The following is a 19,298-nucleotide window of genomic DNA, read 5'->3' as shown; positions in this document are numbered from 1 at the left end:
ACGACGTTCTCCCATCAGCGCTGTGCCTTCGTCCGCTCGGAGCCGGCCGCGGTGACCACGAGCGCCTTCGACGCGGGTGCCGTGTTCCTGCCGTCGGTGACGGCGATCCGGTAGCTGTGGCGGGAGCCGGGAGCGACGGTGTCCGTGTACTTCATGACGGGGCGGTTCCACTCCTTGGACCGGCCCGTCGGCGAGGCCACGAGCTTGCCGTCCCGGTAGATCCGGTACTTCAGCACCGCGTCGTCCCGGTCCCATGCGGAACGCCAGCTGAGCGTGACCCGGCCGGTGCGCGAGGCCGAGGCCTTGAGCCGGGGCGGCTCCTGCGGGGCGCCGCGGTCGGGCCCGGGCGTGAAGCGGGTCAGGCTCTGCTGCCGTCTGCCGTTGACCTCGGTGAACTCGCCGCCCGCCCAGAGGATTTGCCCGGCCATCTTCAGCGCCCGAGGGCCGTTGCCCTCGCCGGTCCCGCCGTCCGTGTCGGGGAACCAGTGCAGGATGTGCCGGTCGCGGACCGACTGGGCGAGGAAGTGCTGGCGGAAGTGGCCCTCGTCGAAACCTCCCGGAGTGTCCCGGCAGTTGTGGGCGTGGGAGCCGCTGTAGAGGACGCCGTTGTGCACGGCGACGGCCTGGGTGGCGCCCAGGCAGGTGTCCTTCCACACCATCTCGCCGCTGCCGAGACGGCCGGCGATACGGCCGTCGAAGATGCCGGTGCCCCTGCCCTCGGCCGCGACATAGAAGTTGGTCGCGTCGCGTGTCAGCGCCTGCACGGAGGACCTGGACGGCAGCCAGCCCGGGTAGGAGACCACGGTCTTGCCGGTGACGGGCCGCAGGGCGACGAGGGACCGCTCCAGGTCACCGTTGACCATGTTGAAGTTGCCGCCGACGATCACCTTGCCGAACTCGGGCGCGGCGAGCAGGGCCCGTACCGGACCGTCGATCTCCGCCTTGAACGGCAGCAGCGCACCGCCGGGGGTGAGCGCGGCGACGCGCTCCCGCTCCCGGCCGTTGACGAGCGTGAAGTCGCCGCCGAGGAAGACCGCGCCGTCCGTGACGTCGATGGCCCGCACGAACGACGACACGGTGGGCCGGAAGTCCTTGCGCAGCGTGCAGTTGCCCGTGTTGAGCGCGGCGGCGCTGGCCACCCCGGTCTTGCCGGCCCTGGTGAACGAGCCGCCGACGTAGAGCACTTCGTCGCCGGGCGACGCCTTCAGCGCCCGTACGGTGTTCCCGGCGCCGGAGAACGGCAGGGCACAGGGCAGGAGCCGGCCGGTGCGGGCGTCGAACGCGGCGAAGTTCTTGCGTGCGACCTCCCGCTGGCCGGGCCTGGCGCCCGGGGGCCGCACCTTGTTGAAGGTGCCGCCGACGTACACGACCCCGTTCGCGTACTCCAGCGACCAGACGATGCCGTCGGTCTGCCAGGTCGCCAACGTGTCGGCGGTCAGGGTCTTTTCGTCGCCGTCGGCTGCCGCGGCCGTGGCCGTGGCGGTGATCAGCGAGGCGGCCGCGAGGAGGGCCACAGCCGAAGCCGTGGTGGCCCCCCTCTTCGTGCTTTTTCTCAGGCGCATGGAACTTCCCGGGTTGCAGCGAGTACGGGTGGTGAGGAGCGGAGAAGGGGAGAAGGCGGGGCGGTCCCGGCTCGGAGACGGCCTCATGTGGCGCGTTCGCGCAGCACACCGACGAGTTCGCGCATGTCCAGAGGTGTGCGAAATCGCCACAGACTTATGCCGAATGCGAAGATTCCCAGGGTGACCGCGGTGGTCAGTCCGACGGTCGTGTCACCTGCCAGCAGCCGTGCGGAAAGGACCAGCGGCACCGTGAGGCCGAGGCCGGCCGCGGTCGCGACGAGGTAGCCGTGGTCGATGATCGTGAACCCCGGATGCCGCCGTACCAGCGCCGCGGAGACGAGGTTCTCGACGACGGTCGCCGCTCCCCAGGACAGCGCGGCGCCGAGGACGCCCAGCCGGGGCACGGCGAGGAGGCCGACCGTCAGCTGCACGGTGAAGGCGACGCCGGTGACCGCCAGATGCCAGGAGCTCTTGCCCGCCATGAGCAGCACGGTCTGGGCGTTGCCCACCCCCACGTTGACCGCGGAGGCGACACAGAGCACCACCAGCGCGCCCGCCCCCTGCTCGAACTCCGGCCCGAACAACGACAGGACGGTGCCCGGGAAGCTCGTGAGCAGGACCAGCAGCGGCCAGGAGAACAGCACGATCCAGCGTGTCGAGACCCGGTGCAGATGGCAGGCCTGCGGCAGGTCGCCGACGGCGAGGAGACGGCTGATCTCGGGAGCGACGGCCAGCCGGATGGCGAGCTGGAGCAGCGTCGCCGCGATGACGACGCGGCCGACGGCGGTGTAGATGCCCGCCTCCTCGCTCGTCGCCAGGCTGGACAGCAGGACGACGCCCACCCAGACCGCGCTGATGTCGAAGACGGAGGACACCGCCCGCGGCCCGGCGAAGGCCCAGAACCCCCGCCGGGCGGCGGCCGTGTCCGCTCCGGACGGACGGGGCGGACTCGTCCGGCGGCGACCGCGTACGGCGAGACAGGCGATGACGAAGCCGGCCACCGTCGGCACCAGCCACGCGGCCGCCAGGCTCAGCACGCCCGGGGCCAGCAGCACGACCGGTACGGCGATCAGCACGCGCAGGACCGGTTTGCCGATCTGCTCGACGCCGACGAACGGGATCACGGTGCCGTAGCCCTGGGTGGCGCCCAGCAGGATCAGGGTGACCGTGGCCAGGGGCAGGAACACGGCGAACAGCCGGACCAGGGTCACCGCGTCGTCCGGGGCGAGGTTCGGCAGCAGCGAGGTGGCCGTCCAGGGCGACAGGAACAGCAGCGCGGCGGCCGCCGTGCTCGCGACGGCACCGGGCAGGACCGCGCTGCGCAGCAGGGCCCCCACCGCGCGGCCCCCGGTGGTGGCGAGGTCGCCGGAGACGAAGCGCACCAGCCCGGTGTCGGCCCCGAGCTTGCAGGCGTTGCACAGGATGGTGAAGGCCGCGACGCCGGTGAACACCGCTCCGGCCCCGTACGCCCCGAGCCCCCGGGTGACCAGGGTGACCAGGGCGTAGCCGAAGACCGCGTTGACCGTCGCCCCCAGAAAGCCCCACCATCCGCCCCGTGCGGTGGCGGCGACCCCGGACCGGGGGGTCCTGTCGCCGGTGGCGGTGGCGGCCGTACCGGAGGCGCTCACCGGGAGACGCTGAGCGTGTCGTCCTGCGCGGGCGCGGCGGGCCGCGCCACGACGTCGTCGGCCGGTCCGGAGGCGGTGGTGGCCGGGGTCCGCCCGGTGGCCCGGCGCACCCGGTCGCTGTCGACGAACCGGCGGAGCGGGCCGACCGGGGTCACGTGGTGCAGCGCCACGCCGACGACGTGCCCTCCGGCGCAGCTGATCAGCTCGCGCACCCGCTTGAGGTCGTCCCGTCGGACCTCGCCCAGAGCGCCCACCACGAGCACACCGTCCACGCGTCGGGCGAGCGCCTGACCGTCGGCGTGTTCCAGCAGCGACGGGGTGAGGAAGAGCGTCGGCCTGTCGTCGCCGGTGACACCGCGGCCGTCGGTGGCCGCACGGCTGTCGGTGACTCCGCGGCTGTCCGGGCGGAGCGTGAACCTCCCGACCGTGCCCGCGTCGACGACCACTTCGCCCTCGGGGACGTCGGTCGGCGCGGCGTCCCCGGTCGTCAGCGGCAGCCGGGCCGGCAGGCCGGGCGCGGCCGCGGTGGCGTCCACCAGCAGTACGTCGTCGCCGGACTCGGCAAGGGCGGCGGCGAGGTTCACGGCGACGGCCTCGGCTCCGCGTTCCGTCGTGCCGGAGGCGCGCCTCGACGCCGCCGGCGCCACGACCATGAGCCTGCCCACGGGCGTACGGTCGTCGCCGCCGCGCAGCCGGAAGGCGAGGGCGCGGTACGCCTCCGCGCGGCTGCCCGCGGATCGGCCGACCTCCAGCAGGTCGCCGTCGGTGTCTGGGGCCGGGAGGATGCCCAGGACCGGGGCGTGCAGCGCCCCTTGGACCTCGCCGACCGAGCGTGCCCGCGGCTCCAGCGCGGAGCGCAGCCAGGCCAGGACGACACCCAGGAGCAGACCGGCGATCAGGCCGAACGCGACGAGCCATGCGGGGGCGGGCCCCGAGGGTCGGGTCGGCGGCTCGGCGCGGCGGACGACGTCGCCGCCGGAGGTGTCGTAGGTCCTGATGTCCGAGACCCGCTTCTGCAGGATGCCGATCTGTTGCTGCATGCCCGCGGTGCCGGCGGAGGACCCGCCGGACTTCATCGCCATGACCCGCTTGGTGAGCGCGGTGATCTGCGCTTCCAGGCCGGTGGTCATGCGCGTGACCATGGCCTTGGAGCGGTCCTGGCGGTCGGCTAGGTAGGCCTGCGCGAACGCGTTGGTCACGCGGGCCGCACGCGTCGGGGTGCCGCCCGTGTACTCGAACCGGAGCACCTGGGTGTCCCGGGGGTTGGTCACCCGCAGGTCCGTCAGCAGCGCGTCGGCGTCTGAGGGCTGCCGCAGGGCCGTCGCCGCGCGGGCCGCGACGGTCGCGCTGAGCGCGATCTGGAGTTCCGTGCCCATGCTCACCTGGTTGTCGGCGGCCACCCCGAAGGTGCTGAAGGGGTCCGTTCTCGACCGGACGAGCACCTCGCTGGTGGAGGTGTAGGCGCCCGCGCGCAGCAGAACCAGGACGAGTCCGCCGAGCAGGCCGAGGACCACGCCCAGCGCGATGGTCGCGCGGTACCTCAGCAGCAGGCGGACCTGGTCGCGCAGCTGGTCGGGGTCGTCGTACCGGTCGTCGAAGCCGGCGGGGCTGGTCACGGATGCCTCCTGTGTCCGGGGATGGGCGCGGGGCCCGTGGTCGCGGGCGTCCGCACCGGTGACGGGAGCCGGGATGGCCGGGCGGCGCGGGTGGTGATGAGGAGCGGAACGGTCAGGAGCAGCAGCATCGGGCCGACGATCGCCATGAGGCTGCCGCGCAGGAAGATCAGCTGGTAGAAGGCGAAGGCGGGGACCAGGAGCGCCGCCAGCGTGCCCTGCCGGTCCCACAGCCGGGCCCTGATGTCGTCCATCCGCCGTCCGGCCGCGCCCAGCAGACAGAACACGGCGACGACACAGGGAGCGCCGCCCCACAGATAGCTCTCGATCCACAGCGGCGCGGAGAGGTTGTGGAAGTCGTAGCCCGCGTACTGGGCGAGTTCGATACCCGTCGTCTGGGGTTTGTCGGGCCATACCGAGCGGGGCACCATGAAGAGGACCGGGCCCAGCACGGCCGACGGTGAGAATCCGTTTTCCCGTACGTAGTCGATGCCCGTCTGCATTTGCTGAAAGGCGTCGTAATCCATGTTGGAGCTGAACTGCTCGGCGAGCGCCACGACGTGCACGACTTCGCGTTCGTCGTAACGGAAGTAGTCGCTGTACGGAAAAGCAAAAAGCACCACCGTCGTGAGTGCCACCGCGGTGACGCGAAAGGCCCGGGGGGTGCTGAACCGGCGCCAGGAGAAGAGCAGCACCAGCAGGACGGTGCCGGCCCAGAAGCGCGGCCTGCTGATCGGGTTGTTGACGAGGACGTTGAGCGCGAGGAGGAGGGGGAGCAGCAGCAGGCGGATCGCGCGCAGCAGCCGGTCCCCGCCGGGCAGGCGGGGCAGGTGGACGAGGCCCACCGCGGCCCAGAAGGCGGGGACGGCGAGGGCCCAGACGCGCAGCGCGTGCGTGAGATCCGGGTCGGCGCCCGACTGCCGCAGCGCCTGCCTGCTGGTGAAGAAGGCCTGCACGCCCCCTTCCTGCCCGGGGATCAGCACGACCGCGAGCGCGAGCGACAGGCCGCACAGCAGGAGCACGGGCAGCGGGGCGAGCGTGCGGGACAGCAGGGGTTCGAGCACGGCCGAGCCGGCGTTCTTGCGTGCGGCGGCCAGTGCCACGCCCGCGCTGTAGGCGAGGAGCCCTAGTTCGGTCAGTACGGCGGCGGCGAAGGCGGTCGACTCTCCGGTGCGGTATTCCAGCGGGTAGGAGTCGGTGGCGAGCATCGCGAGCGGGGCCAGGCCGAGCCACACGTAGACGAAGAGCCAGAATCCGAGGGCGACGAGACGCACCGAGGTATCGGTGAGCACCCTGGTGAGCGCCCCGCCGCTGTGCGCCACGACGACGCACTGCGCCACGAGTGCCGCCCCGAACCGTGCGTCGGCGTCCTGGAGGATGAGTGCGGGCAGAAAGGCGATGAAAAGGAGGGCCCAGCAGCACACCGCTGCCACGCAACGCTTTTTACTGCCTCGCACTCTGCACCCCCGATTGAGCGGGCAAACGGAACAAATCGGCGCCAGTAGATTTATAACCTGTAGGCCGGGCCGATCTCCCGCATTTCAGAGGGTGTTTTCACTTGACGTAAATTGCTATGAATTCACAATAATCACTTGCCGTCGGTGCGGCGGCGTACCGCTCGCAGAATTTCCTCGAATCGCGAGGCACACCCTTCGAGAGCGAACTCCCGCTCGGCCAGCGCCCGGCTCTCCTTGCCCAGCGCCTCCGCGCGTGCCGGGTCGTCCAGGACCTCGCGGACCCATGTGGCCGCGTCCGGCAGCGAGGCCTCCTCCGGGGCGAACACCGCCGAGCCGGCCTGGCGGAGCAGCTCCGCCGCCAGGTTGTCCGCCGGCATCAGACCCAGTACGGGGCGTCCGGCGCACAGGTAGGACAGCGTCTTGGAGGGCACCGAGAACTCACCGGCGTCCGCCGCCAGCAGCACGACCAGCACATCGCCGCTGCCCAGTACCTCGGGCAGCCGGTCGTAGGGCTGGAAGGGCAGCAGGGTCAGACCGACGCCCCGGGCGGCGGCGGCCTCCTTGAGGACCGGCACGGCGGGGCCGTCGTTGACGACGACGAGACGGACCCGTTCGCCCTGCTCGCGCAGCGTCTCGGCCAGCCGCACCAGCAGGGCGGGGTGGTGCTTGAGGCCGAGGGTGCCGGAGTAGAGCACGGTCCTGACACCGGTGAGGCCGTGTTCCCGGGACCAGGCGTTGGCGCGTGGCACGGGCAGGATCTCGTCCAGCGGCGCCCAGTTGGGGATGACGGTGACCTTGTCGGCGGTGCCCCACTCCCGATGGACCCGCACGAAGGAGTCGGCGATCACCACGATCGCCGAGGCCCGGCGCGCCGCCCACTTCTCGCCCCGCTCGAAGACCCTGGCGGCGACGCCCATCAGCCTGGACACCCCGGCGGCGGCGAAGCTCTTGAGGGCGACGGCGGTGATGTCCTGGTGCCACAGCACCCAGGGGATGCGCAGCGCCCTCAGTGCCGCCGCGGCCACGGCCAGGGTCGGGATCGGCAGGTTCCCCAGCATCGCCACGTCCGGCTTCTCGCGCCGTACCTGCCGGGCCAGTTCCACGCCCAGCCGGGTCTCCTGGAAGAGGCGTCGGACGTAGGCGCCCTTGTCGAGGACGACGCGGTCGCCGATGGTGACGAAGCGCAGGCCGGCGACCGGGTCCTCGGCGAGGTTGCCCTTCCCGGAGACATAGGCCGGGCAGGTCGAGTGCACGACGTCATGGCCGCGCCGGGCCAGCTCACGGGAGAGCTGGGCCTGGAAGGGGTGTCCGCTGTAGTCGTGGACGAGGATCCTCATCGGCTGCTCTCCCGGCCGGCGTTCGAGGGGTCAGGAGCGGGCGCGCTTGACCTGGTCGTAGACCCAGGCGTAGGTCTTCTCCAGCCCTTCGGCCAGCGGGATCGAGGGCTCCCAGCCGTGGAGTTCGCGGATCAGGGTGTTGTCGGAGTTGCGGCCGCGCACGCCCTGCGGGGCGTCCAGCTGGTACTTGCGCTCGCAGCGGATGCCCGCGATCTCCTCGACGGTGTCGACCAGTTGGTTGATGGTGACCAGCTCGGACGAGCCGATGTTGACGGGGACACTGCTGCTGCCGCGCATCAGCATCTGTGTGCCGTGCAGGCAGTCGTCGATGTACATGAAGGAGCGGGTCTGCCGGCCGTCGCCCCAGATGTCGATCCGGTGCGACCCGGAGAGGACGGCTTCGGCGATCTTGCGGCACACGGCCGCCGGTGCCTTCTCGCGGCCTCCGGTCCAGGTGCCCGCGGGGCCGTACACGTTGTGGTAGCGCGCGATACGGCAGGTGAAGCCGTAGTCCTCCTCGAAGTGGCGGCACATGCGCTCGGAGAACAGCTTCTCCCAGCCGTAGCCGTCCTCGGGCTGCGCCGGGTAGGCGTCCTCCTCCTTCAGCGCGGTGACGTTCGAGGCGGTCTGCTTGCCGGCGGCGTACACACAGGCGGACGAGGAGTAGAAGTAGCGTTCCACGCCGGCCTCGTGCGCGGCCTTGAGCATGTGGGTGCTGGTCAGCACCGACATCATGCAGGCGGCCTTGTGGTTCTCGATGAATCCCATGCCGCCCATGTCGGCGGCGAGCATGTAGACCTGGCCGGCGTCGCGGACCGCGGCGCGGGCGTCGTCCAGGAGGGACAGGTCGGCGACGACGTTCTCGGCGGCGGCGTGCACCTGCTGCCACTCGTGCCGCGGCTTGATGTCGACGCACCGGACGGTCAGCCCCTGCGCCAGGAGGTCGGCCGCGAGGTGCCCACCGATGAATCCCCCGCCTCCCGCGACAACGACGTCCACCTGCTTGCTCATGGCAGCTCCTTCTGGAAAGCCGGAATCCGCTGGAAGGTTAGCTACCTTTTGCACCTTTTCATGTGAATTGCCGCGCGTTTCCGCATCCCAGACCCCGGATGCCTCCGTCCGGCTCCGCGTCAGGCCAGCTCCCGCAGCCACTTGGCGAGGAACACCGGCAGCAGCACCACATGCGCCGCGAGCAGCACGACGTACACCGCGAGGAACAGCCTCTGGTTCCCGAGGAAGAGGAAGCTCAGGCAGAGCAGGCCGTAGTCCACGGGCAGCAGTGCCACCGCCCGCACCGTGGACGGCCCGGGCACCGGTCCGGTGGCCGGGTCCTGACTTCGCCGTCTCAGCTGTTCGGTGAGAATCCCTCCGAAGAACAGCAGGACCGCGGCGCACTGGAAGACGATCGGCAGCAGCAGCGCGGGACGCGGCAGTTCGAAGAAGCGGTAGAAGGAGATCAGCACCGCCGCATGCACGGCCAGGAGTTTCGCGCAGTCCACCACATGGTCCAGCCACTCCCCGCAGGCGCTGGACGACCGGTGCAGCCGGGCCAGTTGACCGTCCGCGGAATCGAGTGCGAAGCCGAGCAGCAGCGCGAGCGCGACCCACTGGCCCAGCGCGTGGGAGGGCGGGAGCAGCGCCGTCGCGAACACGCCCGTGAAGGTGATCAGGGCGCTGACGGCCGTCACATGGTTGGGCGAGAGCCCGATGCGGTACGCCGCGGCCGCGAGCAGCCGGCCGGCCGGCCGGTTGACGAACCGTGCGTAGAGGGAAACCCCCCGAGCGGGTTTCTGCGCCTTCGAGAGCTGCCGGAGCGTGCTGGAAAAGTCCATTCCCTGACCTCGTGCGTGAACGGGCGGACGGATCACCACGTGCCGAAGGCTCTCGCCGGGGCCCCTCCGCGGATGACGTGGCGGCGGACCACGGACGGCCGTCCGAGAAGGGAACCCATGGCCAGAAGGTAGGCGCCTCGGCGCACTTCACCCGATCCGGCCAGCGGGGCGGTCACGTTGTCCATCCGAACGGCCGCAAGCTCCTTGCGGCGGTCTTCGGTCACAGGCCCCGATAGATCGCCTCCAGCCGGTCCGTCACCGCGTGCACGGAGAACGCCTCCGCGACGGCGCGCCGCCCCGCCTCGGCCAGGGCCGCCCGCCTGGCGTCGTCGGCGAGCAGGCCGCACACCGCGTCGGCCAGCTCCGCGGGACTGCCGTCGGTGACCACCGCCGCCTCCCGCCGGGCCAGCTCGTCGGCGATGCCGCAGGTGTCGGTGCACACCACGGGGGTGCCCGCCGAGAGCGCCTCGATCACCGTCATCCCGAACGGTTCGTCCACGCTGGGCAGCACATAGACCGCCGCCCGCCGGTACGCCCGTACCGCCTGCGCGTGCTCCAGCGCCCCGCCGTAGGAGACGATGCCCTGAAGCCCGTGGGCGGCGATCAGCCGGCGCACCGCGGGCAGCACCCCCTCGTCCGCCCCGTAGAGGGTGAACCGGGCGTCGGGCATCCTGCGGTGCACCAGCGCGGCCATCTCGACGAACGCGTCCGGGCGCTTGCGCGGATGCAGCCGGGCGAGGAACAGCACCTCCCGGTCGCGCCGCCCGCCCTCGCCGGCGCCGTCGGCACGCTCGGGTCGCACCCCGTTGGGCAGCGTCATCAGCGGCGGACCGCCGGCACCGACCACCTCGGCCACGTCCCGGCGTTCCTGCTCGGTGAGCACCAGACAGCCACGCGCCCGGCGCAGCAGCGGCACGTACAGACGGTCGAACAGCCGGACGGCGGCCGCCCGGCGAGGCTGCACCATGCCGTGCGTCTGCGCCACGAACCTCTTGCGGCGCAGCGCGGCCACGGCGAGCGCGGCGACGGAGACCAGGTCGCGCCCCGCGTGGACATGGACCACATCGGCCCTGCCCATCGCGACCCACATGTCCCTGACCAGCAGCGGATGCATGAGCCCGGTGAAGCGCCCCGGCAACACGGAGCGGGCCGGACGGGTGCGCAGCGGCACCGAGCCGAGGCGCGCGGGCGCCGCCGACCTGCCGCGCCACAGGGACACCAGCGACACCTCATGGCCTCGTGCGGCGCATTCCTCCAGCTGCCCGGCGGCCACGCTCGTGGGACCGCCGTACGCCCCGTCGTCGCTGACCAGCGTCACGACATGGACCACCCTCATGCCGCACCCCCACGGGTGAGGACCTCGCCAGGACCGAGGTCGCGGTGGGCGACCGCGCACGCGCCCACCACCGCGCCACGGCCGACGGTCACCCCGCGCAGCACGACCGCCCGCGCCGCCACCCACGCCCCGGGCTCCAAACGGATGGGCCCGTTGTCGAACTCGAAGGTGCGGCTACGGCGTTGATGGCTCCCCGTGCACAGCAGCGCCCCCTGCGAGACGCACACGTCGTGCCCGATCGTGATCTCCCGCAGGTTCAGCAGCCAGGCGCCCTCGCCGATCCACACGTCGTCGCCGACGGACAGCCGCCAGGGCCAGTGCACCCGGACCCCGTGCCGGATCAGCACCCGCCGCCCGATCCGCGCACCGAAGGCCCGCAGCACCGCCGGCCGCCAGCGAGCCGGGAACCACCACTTGACGAACACGAGGTGCAGTACGGCGAACCAGGCCGCCTGGACGAGCAGAGGACGTCCCTTGTCGTAGCCGGCCCCGGTGAAGCCCCTCAGGGAACGTGCCGCGACGGTTCTCGGGGCGCTCGGGCCGGTGCGGGTGCCCGCGTCAGGCGGCACTGCGGTCTCTGGCATGAGGGTAGGCCTTTCCGGACTGGGAGATACGCGAAGGCACGCACATGGCGAGGAGGTCGGGGCGGCACGTCGGCCTCAGTAGGCCCCACGCCCGTCCAGCACGGCCCGGACGGTGCGGGCCATGACCGTCATGTCCCAGGCCCACGACCAGTTGTCGACGTAGCGCAGATCGAGCGAGACGGTCTCGTGCCAGGACAGATCGGATCTGCCGCTGACCTGCCACAGGCCCGTGAGGCCGGGTTTGACGCTCAGTCGGCGCATCTCCACCTGGTCGTAGCGGGCGACTTCCTCGGGCAGCGGGGGGCGGGGCCCCACCAGCGACATGTGGCCGAGCAGGACGTTGGCCAACTGGGGCAGCTCGTCCAGCGAGTAGCGGCGCAGGAAGCGCCCGGCGGAGGTGACCCGCGGGTCCCGGCGCAGCTTGAACATATGGCCGTCGTGTTCGTTCGCCCCCGCCAGTTCGCCCTTCATCCGGTCCGCGTCCACGACCATGGTCCGGAACTTCCACATGGGGAACGGCGTCCCGTCGCGGCCCACACGGGTCTGGCGGTAGATGACCGGCCCCGGCGAACTCAGCCGCACGGCGAGCGCCAGCAGGGCGAACAGCGGGGCCAGCACCACGAGCAGGACGAGCGAGCCCACCCGGTCCGTGGCCGCCTTCAGCAGCGTCGGCAGGCCACGGCGCGTCGGCGGTGAGACGTCCAGCAGCGTGAGCCCGGCCGCCGAGGCGATACGGACCCGTCGCCGGGCCACTTCGACGATGCCGGGCAGCACCATCAGGCGATGGCCCCGGTCGTGCAGGGCCCAGGACAGCCGCCGCAGCCGGTCCCCGCACATGTGCCGGCCCGCGGTGACGAAGACCAGGTCGGCGCCGAGCAGTTCGGCCGCGTCCGCCACCGGCGCGGCGTCCTCGTCCGAAGCGGGCGGCGCGTCGCCGGGCAGCCGGGCGGGCACGGGCACCCCGGACAACACCTCGCCCTCGCCCAGCACACAGGCCCCGACCACCACATACCCGTGGTCCGTACGCTCGGCGAGCTGCCCGACCACGGCGTCCACGGCCCCGGCCTCACCGAGGACCAGGACACGGCGCAGCCCTTCGGCCCGTCGGCGTACGGCCAGGACGCGGCGGTGGATCACCTTGCGGCAGACCACGGTGACCGCCAACGACGGGCACAGCGCGGCTAGCTCCGCCGCGGGCGCGCCCTCGAGTCCGGACACCGTCCGCACCACGGCCAGCACGCCGAGCAGCACCAGCCAGTCCCGTACCACCGGTCCGGCCGGGGCGCCTTCGTCCCAGGCCGAGGGTGCGTAGCGCCTGGCGGCGAGGCCGACGAGCAGCCAGACGAGCGTGATGGCCGCGGTCTGGTGCACGGGGTGGGCCGCGCCGATCACCGAGAGGGTCAACGCGGTCGGCAGCGCCATCCCCGCCGCGTCGGCGCCGACCGCGACCGGTACGTACGACCCGTCCGCCGGGCTTCTGCGCATGGCCGGCCGGTGCGGCGTGAGGGGAACTGCCCGCCCTGACACCGTGCTGGTGGACTGCCGCATGGTTCTCCCTGTGACCCCGGCCCTCGGCGAAGACATGGGGCGCCGCCGCATCGGAGGACCAGCGCACGCCCCATGAGGGTTATATCAACCTTTTTTAAATGTATGTCCTATTTCCATGACGTACCGTCAGGCGTGGCGCGCCCCCTCGACGCTCAGCCTTTCCGGTGCTCTCCACCCCGGACGGCCTAGGCAGATCCGGTCCGGGGAGTGGCGTTCATCGGATTGTGCAAATGATCAGACGCCCGGCGGTGGATGCGACTCAGCCCGGGCGAACCCTGCACACCCAGAGCAAGAAGGAGCACTCTTCGTGCGAGTAACGACACGATCAACCCGAGCGAGATGGGGAGCACGCTGCGTCGGCCTCGGCCTGACGACGGCACTGGCGGTCGCCCTTGGGGCGGGCCCCGCGGCGGCGGACCCGGGCGAGCAGTTCGATGCCGAGGTGGCACCCAGAGAGGTCGGGAACAACCCGAACTGTGACGACATCGTGCCGGAGCTGGACTTCGTCCACGAGGCCGACACAGAGAACGAGCCCACCGATGAGACGCTCGCGTTCACGGTCAACGGGCAGCAGGGTTCGGTCATCATCGACGTCACGTCCACCAACATGGAAGGCGAACCGTTGAGGTTCGACTTCAGCGTCACCGGTCCCTTCGCCGTTGCCGCGGTCATCGTCAAGGGTGGCCCCGCCAACGATCCGACCACTGGTGCCAACCTCTATGACTACAGGACCACCCCGGCCGGCCAGGTAGAGGCCGACGAAACACTCCACGCCCAGCTCAACCCCAACGGCACTGCCTACACAGGCATCAGCCACGTCGCCTTCTGCATGGTCGAGGACGGCGCCCAGACCTGACGGACGACTCCCGAGACGGCAAAGGGGCCCGTACGACCGAAGTCGTACGGGCCCCTTCAGGAGCTCGCTGGAGCTACCAGGTCAGATCGACAAGCGTCACTTGTTGATCTTGGTGACCTGGCCGGCGCCCACGGTCCGGCCACCCTCACGGATGGCGAACTTCAGGCCCTCTTCCATGGCGACGGGCTGGATGAGCTCCACCTTCATCTCGGTGTTGTCACCCGGCATGACCATCTCGGTGCCCTCGGGGAGGGTCACCACGCCGGTCACGTCCGTCGTACGGAAGTAGAACTGCGGACGGTAGTTGTTGAAGAACGGCGTGTGGCGGCCACCCTCGTCCTTGGACAGGATGTAGGCCTGCGCCTCGAACTCGGTGTGCGGGGTGACCGAGCCCGGCTTGATGATGACCTGGCCGCGCTCGACGTCCTCGCGCTTGATGCCACGGAGCAGCAGACCGACGTTCTCACCGGCCTGGCCCTCGTCGAGCAGCTTGCGGAACATCTCGATGCCGGTGACCGTGGTGGTGGTCTTCTCGGTCTTGATACCGATGATGTCGACGGTCTCGTTGACCTTCAGGACACCACGCTCGATACGACCGGTGACGACGGTGCCACGACCGGTGATCGTGAAGACGTCCTCGATCGGCATCAGGAACGGCTTGTCGACGTCACGCTCGGGCTGCGGGATCGCCTCGTCGACGGCGGCCATCAGGTCCAGGACCGACTGGCCCCACTCCTTGTCGCCCTCGAGCGCCTTGAGCGCCGAGACCTTGACGACCGGAACGTCGTCGCCCGGGAACTCGTACTCGGAGAGCAGCTCACGGACCTCGAGCTCGACGAGCTCCAGGATCTCCTCGTCGTCCACCATGTCGGCCTTGTTCAGGGCGACGACGATGTACGGAACGCCGACCTGGCGGGCCAGGAGCACGTGCTCCTTGGTCTGCGGCATCGGGCCGTCGGTGGCGGCGACCACGAGGATGGCGCCGTCCATCTGAGCGGCACCGGTGATCATGTTCTTGATGTAGTCCGCGTGACCGGGGCAGTCGACGTGGGCGTAGTGACGCGTCTCGGTCTGGTACTCGACGTGCGCGATGGAGATGGTGATACCGCGCTGGCGCTCCTCGGGAGCCTTGTCGATCTGGTCGAAGGCCGAGGCCTCGTTCAGGTCCGGGTACGCGTCGTGCAGCACCTTGGTAATGGCGGCCGTGAGGGTCGTCTTACCGTGGTCGATGTGACCGATGGTGCCGATGTTGACGTGGGGCTTAGTCCGCTCGAACTTCGCCTTCGCCACGGGGTCCTCCTGTGGAGTGGTTCTGAACGCCTTGCTTCATCGGCGCCAGGTGATCTTTGCTGGAAAGCCCGGGCCCCGGGGCAAACATCCGTGTTTGCGGGTGTTTGCCCCTCAAGGCTCCGGAGTCAAGCCTAAAGCGTGTGAACGCGGTGCGTTACTCGCCCTTGGCCTTCGCGATGATCTCCTCGGCGACGTTCCGCGGAACCTCGGCGTAGGAGTCGAACTGCATGGAGTAGCTGGCACGGCCGGACGTCTTGCTGCGCAGGTCGCCGACGTAACCGAACATCTCCGAGAGAGGCACGAGGCCCTTCACGACGCGGGCACCCGCCCGCTCCTCCATGGCCTGGATCTGACCACGGCGGGAGTTGATGTCGCCGATGACCTCACCCATGTAGTCCTCGGGCGTGGTGACCTCGACGGCCATCATCGGCTCAAGGAGCACGGGGGACGCCTTGCGCGCGGCCTCCTTGAAGGCCTGCGAACCGGCGATCTTGAACGCGAGCTCGGAGGAGTCGACCTCGTGGTAGCCACCGTCGATGAGCGTGACGCGGACGCCCGTCATCTCGTAGCCCGCCAGGATGCCGAACTGCATGGCCTCCTGCGCACCGGCGTCGACCGAAGGGATGTACTCCTTCGGGATACGGCCACCGGTGACCTTGTTCACGAACTCGTAACTGGCGTCGCCGCCCTCGATCGGCTCGATCGCGATCTGCACCTTGGCGAACTGGCCGGTACCACCAGTCTGCTTCTTGTGCGTGTAGTCGACGCGCTCGACGGCCTTGCGGATCGTCTCGCGGTAGGCGACCTGCGGCTTGCCGACGTTGGCCTCGACCTTGAACTCACGGCGCATACGGTCGACCAGCACCTCGAGGTGCAGCTCGCCCATACCACCGATGATGGTCTGGCCGGTCTCCTCGTCCGAGTGGACCTGGAAGGAGGGGTCCTCCTCCGCGAGACGCTGGATGGCGACACCCAGCTTCTCCTGGTCACCCTTGGACTTGGGCTCGATGGCGACCTGGATGACCGGCGCCGGGAAGTCCATGGACTCCAGGATCACCGGCTGCTTGTCGTCGGACAGCGTCTCACCGGTGGTGGTCTGCTTCAGGCCCATGACGGCGACGATGTCGCCGGCGCCCACCGACTCGATCTCCTCACGCTTGTTCGCGTGCATGCGGTAGATCTTGCCGATGCGCTCCTTCTTGCCCTTGACGGAGTTCAGCACCGCGGTGCCGGACTCCAGGCGACCGGAGTAGATCCGGACGAAGGTGAGCTTGCCGAGGTGCGGGTCGCTCATGATCTTGAACGCCAGCGCGGACAGCGGCTCCTCGTCGGACGGCTTGCGCTTGACGACGACCTCGGGGTCCTTGACGTCGTGGCCCTCGATGGCCTCGACGTCGAGCGGGGTCGGCAGGTAGCGCACGACCGCGTCGAGCAGGGGCTGGACGCCCTTGTTCTTGAACGCGGTGCCACAGAACACCGGGGTGACCGTGGTGTCGCTGGACTTGCCGGACGCGATGGTGATGCGACGGATCGCGGCGTACAGCTGCTCCTCGGTGGGCTCCTGGCCCTCCAGGTACAGCTCCATGATCTCTTCGTCGTTCTCCGCGACGGCCTCGACCAGCTTGCCGCGCCACTCCTCGGCGGCCTCGGTGTGCGTGGCCGGGATGTCGACGACGTCGTACATCTCGCCCTTGGCGGCCTCGGCGGACCACACGAGCGCCTTCATGCGGACCAGGTCCACGACGCCCTTGAAGTCGGCCTCGGCGCCGATCGGGAGCTGCATGACGAGCGGCTGGGCGCCCAGACGGTCCGAGATCATGTCCACGCAGCGGTGGAACTCGGCGCCGGTACGGTCCAGCTTGTTGACGAAGCAGATACGCGGCACGCCGTAACGGTCGGCCTGACGCCACACCGTCTCGGACTGCGGCTCGACACCGGCGACACCGTCGAACACCGTCACGGCACCGTCGAGCACACGCAGGGAACGCTCCACCTCGACGGTGAAGTCGACGTGCCCCGGGGTGTCGATGATGTTGATGGTGTAGTCGTTGTCCTCGAGCGGCCAGTGACAGGTGGTCGCAGCAGACGTGATCGTGATGCCACGTTCCTGCTCCTGCTCCATCCAGTCCATGGTGGCGGCGCCGTCGTGGACCTCACCGATCTTGTACGACACACCGGTGTAGAACAGGATCCGCTCGGTGGTGGTCGTCTTGCCCGCGTCGATGTGGGCCATGATCCCGATGTTGCGGACCTTGGCCAGGTCAAGTGAAGTGGTAGCCATAAGGCTTCAGTCTTCTCTCGGTCTCGATGTGGGTAGCGACTACCAGCGGTAGTGCGCGAAGGCCTTGTTGGACTCGGCCATCTTGTGCGTGTCCTCGCGCTTCTTCACCGCGGCACCGAGGCCGTTGCTGGCGTCGAGGAGCTCGTTGAGGAGACGCTCGGTCATGGTCTTCTCGCGACGGGCGCGGGAGTAACCGACCAGCCAGCGCAGCGCCAGGGTGTTGGCACGGCCGGGCTTGACCTCGACCGGCACCTGGTAGGTCGCGCCACCGACACGGCGGGACTTGACCTCAAGCGTCGGCTTGATGTTCTCGAGAGCGCGCTTCAGCGTGATGACCGGGTCGTTGCCGGTCTTCTCGCGCAGGCCCTCCATGGCGCCGTAGACGATGCGCTCGGCGGTGGAGCGCTTGCCGTTCAGCAGCACCTTGTTGATGAGCGACGTGACCAGAGGAGAACCGTAGACCGGGTCGATGATGACCGGGCGCTTCGGGGCGGGGCCCTTACGAGGCATTCTTACTTCTCCTTCTTGGCGCCGTAGCGGGAACGGGCCTGCTTGCGGTTCTTGACACCCTGGGTGTCGAGGGAGCCACGGATGATCTTGTAGCGAACACCCGGCAGGTCCTTCACACGGCCGCCGCGCACGAGCACGATGGAGTGCTCCTGCAGGTTGTGTCCCTCACCCGGAATGTAAGCGGTGACCTCGATCCCGCTGGTCAGACGCACACGCGCGACCTTACGCAGGGCCGAGTTCGGCTTCTTCGGGGTGGTCGTGAACACACGCGTGCAGACGCCACGACGCTGAGGGGAACCCTCGAGTGCGGGCGTCTTGTTCTTCTCGACCTTGTCCTGCCGGCCCTTGCGGACCAGCTGCTGGATCGTAGGCACTACTTCTCCGGTTTCTGTGTGCCGAATGGTGAAGCTAACCTGGAACGTCGCCGACCCACGCGGTCGGGTGTGTCGAATCCGGCGGACTCCCGCCGCGAGGCGAAAAGAGCACAGATTACGGTGGCCGCTCACAGCTCGCTATGCGGTTGAAGGCACGCACGAGAGCCAGGGCACACCCCAGGCACAAGGTCTGAGCGTACCTACCTCAAACGCTACGGTCAAAACAAATGGGCCTCGCCCGCATCGCCATACGGCCGATGTCAAGACCACACGACGTGTTCGATCTTCGAATCGGCTATTCGCGCACATCGGGCCACCTCCCGGACCACTCCCGCGCCGGCCTAGACGGACAGCGCGGCGGCCACGAGCATCAGCGTCAGCAGCACCGCCCAGCCCGCGGTCGACAGCCACCCGAGCACCAGCCCGGTCAGGGCGAGCGCGTCACCGCCCTCCCCGGTGCGCCGTATCTCGGACCGGGCCGAGTGCCCCAGCACCACCGCCGGAATCCCGGTCAGCCCGAAACTCACCACACACAGCACCCCGCAGACGGCGGACCCGACGGCCTTGGCGTTGGTCCGCGGCCGCGGCAGCGGCAGAAAGGTCCGAGGCACGGGCGTGACGGGCACCGGCTGCGGCAGCGGCCCCTGGGGGAGGTCGGCGACGAGCAGGGCCAGCTCACCCACCGTACGAGCCGCGTAGGCCCGCTCGATCCGCTGGTCGAACTCGCCCTTCTCCAGCCGCCCCTCACCGAACCCCGCCCTGAGCACGTCCACGGCCCGCTCACGGTCGGCATGCGAGGCGAGCATCACCGCCCCACCCCAGCCCGGCCACGCCTGCGGCCCATGACCGCCCTGCCACCGCAACGGCGCCTGACCCCCCTGCCACGGCCGCGGAGCACCGCTCCCCTGCCACGACGGATATGTCATGGGGCACCTCCCCCGTACTGGTCGGAGTCCTTCCATGATGCGCCGCACGGGCGTTCCCGGCATCGGGGTGCTACCCGGAGAAGACCCGGAGGCGATTCCAGGGAGGGTTCCGGGGAGAGGTCCGGGAACGCCGAAGGGCGGCCACCCCGAGGGGTGACCGCCCT

General features: G+C 70.0%; 16 protein-coding genes. 1 reads left to right on the top strand and 15 read right to left on the bottom strand.

The genetic code is table 11. The features are described 5' to 3' along the window. Window positions 1–14 precede the first annotated feature (14 nt). The 10 genes from L0P92_RS07585 to L0P92_RS07540 form a co-directional block, all read right to left on the bottom strand. Entirely contained in the window at window positions 15–1,562 is a 1,548-nt protein-coding gene (locus tag L0P92_RS07585) for a PQQ-binding-like beta-propeller repeat protein (protein ID WP_234761743.1), read from the bottom strand. A gap of 83 nt (window positions 1,563–1,645) precedes the next feature. Further along, window positions 1,646–3,190 carry an oligosaccharide flippase family protein gene (locus L0P92_RS45430; RefSeq protein ID WP_234761742.1) on the bottom strand — a complete coding sequence of 515 codons (1,545 nt, stop codon included), beginning with the start codon at window positions 3,188–3,190 and terminating at the stop codon, window positions 1,646–1,648. Beyond that, window positions 3,187–4,806, bottom strand: a complete 1,620-nt coding sequence (locus tag L0P92_RS45425; protein WP_234761741.1) for a hypothetical protein — start codon at window positions 4,804–4,806, stop codon at window positions 3,187–3,189. Before L0P92_RS45425 ends, L0P92_RS45430 begins: the two co-directional genes overlap by 4 nt. Beyond that, window positions 4,803–6,236, bottom strand: a complete 1,434-nt coding sequence (locus tag L0P92_RS07570) for a hypothetical protein (RefSeq protein WP_234761740.1) — start codon at window positions 6,234–6,236, stop codon at window positions 4,803–4,805. Before L0P92_RS07570 ends, L0P92_RS45425 begins: the two co-directional genes overlap by 4 nt. Window positions 6,237–6,391: 155 nt before the next feature. Further along, window positions 6,392–7,597, bottom strand: a complete 1,206-nt coding sequence (locus L0P92_RS07565) for a glycosyltransferase family 4 protein (protein WP_234761739.1) — start codon at window positions 7,595–7,597, stop codon at window positions 6,392–6,394. A 30-nt stretch (window positions 7,598–7,627) separates the two neighbouring features. Continuing rightward, on the bottom strand, window positions 7,628–8,608 hold the full coding sequence (locus L0P92_RS07560; protein WP_234761738.1) for an NAD-dependent epimerase/dehydratase family protein: 981 nt from the start codon (window positions 8,606–8,608) through the stop codon (window positions 7,628–7,630). A 119-nt stretch (window positions 8,609–8,727) separates the two neighbouring features. After that, entirely contained in the window at window positions 8,728–9,429 is a 702-nt protein-coding gene (locus L0P92_RS07555) for a CDP-alcohol phosphatidyltransferase family protein (RefSeq protein ID WP_234761737.1), read from the bottom strand. A 220-nt stretch (window positions 9,430–9,649) separates the two neighbouring features. Continuing rightward, window positions 9,650–10,765 carry a glycosyltransferase gene (locus tag L0P92_RS07550; protein WP_234761736.1) on the bottom strand — a complete coding sequence of 372 codons (1,116 nt, stop codon included), beginning with the start codon at window positions 10,763–10,765 and terminating at the stop codon, window positions 9,650–9,652. Continuing rightward, on the bottom strand, window positions 10,762–11,349 hold the full coding sequence (locus L0P92_RS07545; protein ID WP_234761735.1) for an LbetaH domain-containing protein: 588 nt from the start codon (window positions 11,347–11,349) through the stop codon (window positions 10,762–10,764). The genes L0P92_RS07550 and L0P92_RS07545 overlap by 4 nt, the downstream gene beginning before the upstream one ends. A 75-nt stretch (window positions 11,350–11,424) precedes the next feature. Further along, window positions 11,425–12,834: an exopolysaccharide biosynthesis polyprenyl glycosylphosphotransferase gene (locus L0P92_RS07540; RefSeq protein WP_234761734.1), complete on the bottom strand. Its 1,410-nt coding sequence runs from the start codon at window positions 12,832–12,834 to the stop codon at window positions 11,425–11,427. A gap of 550 nt (window positions 12,835–13,384) precedes the next feature. Here L0P92_RS07540 and L0P92_RS07535 point away from each other — a divergent pair. Then, window positions 13,385–13,753, top strand: a complete 369-nt coding sequence (locus L0P92_RS07535; RefSeq protein WP_234761733.1) for a hypothetical protein — start codon at window positions 13,385–13,387, stop codon at window positions 13,751–13,753. Between the two features lie 96 nt (window positions 13,754–13,849). On the opposite strand, the gene tuf is transcribed toward L0P92_RS07535, so the two are convergent. The 5 genes from tuf to L0P92_RS07510 all read right to left on the bottom strand — a co-directional run bounded on the left by tuf (window position 13,850) and on the right by L0P92_RS07510 (window position 19,014). Beyond that, on the bottom strand, window positions 13,850–15,043 hold the full coding sequence (gene tuf, locus L0P92_RS07530) for an elongation factor Tu (protein WP_030860906.1): 1,194 nt from the start codon (window positions 15,041–15,043) through the stop codon (window positions 13,850–13,852). A gap of 154 nt (window positions 15,044–15,197) precedes the next feature. Beyond that, window positions 15,198–17,324 carry an elongation factor G gene (gene fusA, locus L0P92_RS07525; RefSeq protein ID WP_234761732.1) on the bottom strand — a complete coding sequence of 709 codons (2,127 nt, stop codon included), beginning with the start codon at window positions 17,322–17,324 and terminating at the stop codon, window positions 15,198–15,200. Between the two features lie 39 nt (window positions 17,325–17,363). After that, the gene (gene rpsG, locus L0P92_RS07520; protein ID WP_003998848.1) at window positions 17,364–17,834 is read right to left on the bottom strand and encodes a 30S ribosomal protein S7; all 471 of its coding nucleotides are present in this window, start codon (window positions 17,832–17,834) and stop codon (window positions 17,364–17,366) included. Between the two features lie 2 nt (window positions 17,835–17,836). Continuing rightward, a complete protein-coding gene (gene rpsL / locus L0P92_RS07515) occupies window positions 17,837–18,208 on the bottom strand; it encodes a 30S ribosomal protein S12 (protein ID WP_003948652.1) in 372 nt (123 codons plus the stop codon). A gap of 341 nt (window positions 18,209–18,549) precedes the next feature. Beyond that, entirely contained in the window at window positions 18,550–19,014 is a 465-nt protein-coding gene (locus L0P92_RS07510; RefSeq protein ID WP_234761731.1) for a DUF1707 and DUF4190 domain-containing protein, read from the bottom strand. Window positions 19,015–19,298 lie beyond the last annotated feature (284 nt).

Source organism: Streptomyces muensis (assembly GCF_021474425.1).
GTDB classification, from domain to species: domain Bacteria; phylum Actinomycetota; class Actinomycetes; order Streptomycetales; family Streptomycetaceae; genus Streptomyces; species Streptomyces muensis.
The sequence above is the reverse complement of the archived record's forward strand: the minus strand, read 5'-3'. Positions and strand labels throughout refer to the sequence as shown.

Bases quoted from the DNA above. Each gene is read 5' to 3' on its own strand.
- L0P92_RS07545 (WP_234761735.1), bottom strand. From the start codon at position 11,349: ATGCCAGAGACCGCAGTGCCGCCTGACGCGGGCACCCGCACCGGCCCG.
- L0P92_RS07585 (WP_234761743.1), bottom strand. From the start codon at position 1,562: ATGCGCCTGAGAAAAAGCACGAAGAGGGGGGCCACCACGGCTTCGGCT.
- L0P92_RS07555 (WP_234761737.1), bottom strand. From the start codon at position 9,429: ATGGACTTTTCCAGCACGCTCCGGCAGCTCTCGAAGGCGCAGAAACCC.
- rpsG (WP_003998848.1), bottom strand. From the start codon at position 17,834: ATGCCTCGTAAGGGCCCCGCCCCGAAGCGCCCGGTCATCATCGACCCG.
- L0P92_RS07565 (WP_234761739.1), bottom strand. From the start codon at position 7,597: ATGAGGATCCTCGTCCACGACTACAGCGGACACCCCTTCCAGGCCCAG.
- L0P92_RS07560 (WP_234761738.1), bottom strand. From the start codon at position 8,608: ATGAGCAAGCAGGTGGACGTCGTTGTCGCGGGAGGCGGGGGATTCATC.
- L0P92_RS07540 (WP_234761734.1), bottom strand. From the start codon at position 12,834: ATGCGCAGAAGCCCGGCGGACGGGTCGTACGTACCGGTCGCGGTCGGC.
- fusA (WP_234761732.1), bottom strand. From the start codon at position 17,324: ATGGCTACCACTTCACTTGACCTGGCCAAGGTCCGCAACATCGGGATC.
- L0P92_RS07550 (WP_234761736.1), bottom strand. From the start codon at position 10,765: ATGAGGGTGGTCCATGTCGTGACGCTGGTCAGCGACGACGGGGCGTAC.
- L0P92_RS07510 (WP_234761731.1), bottom strand. From the start codon at position 19,014: ATGCTCGCCTCGCATGCCGACCGTGAGCGGGCCGTGGACGTGCTCAGG.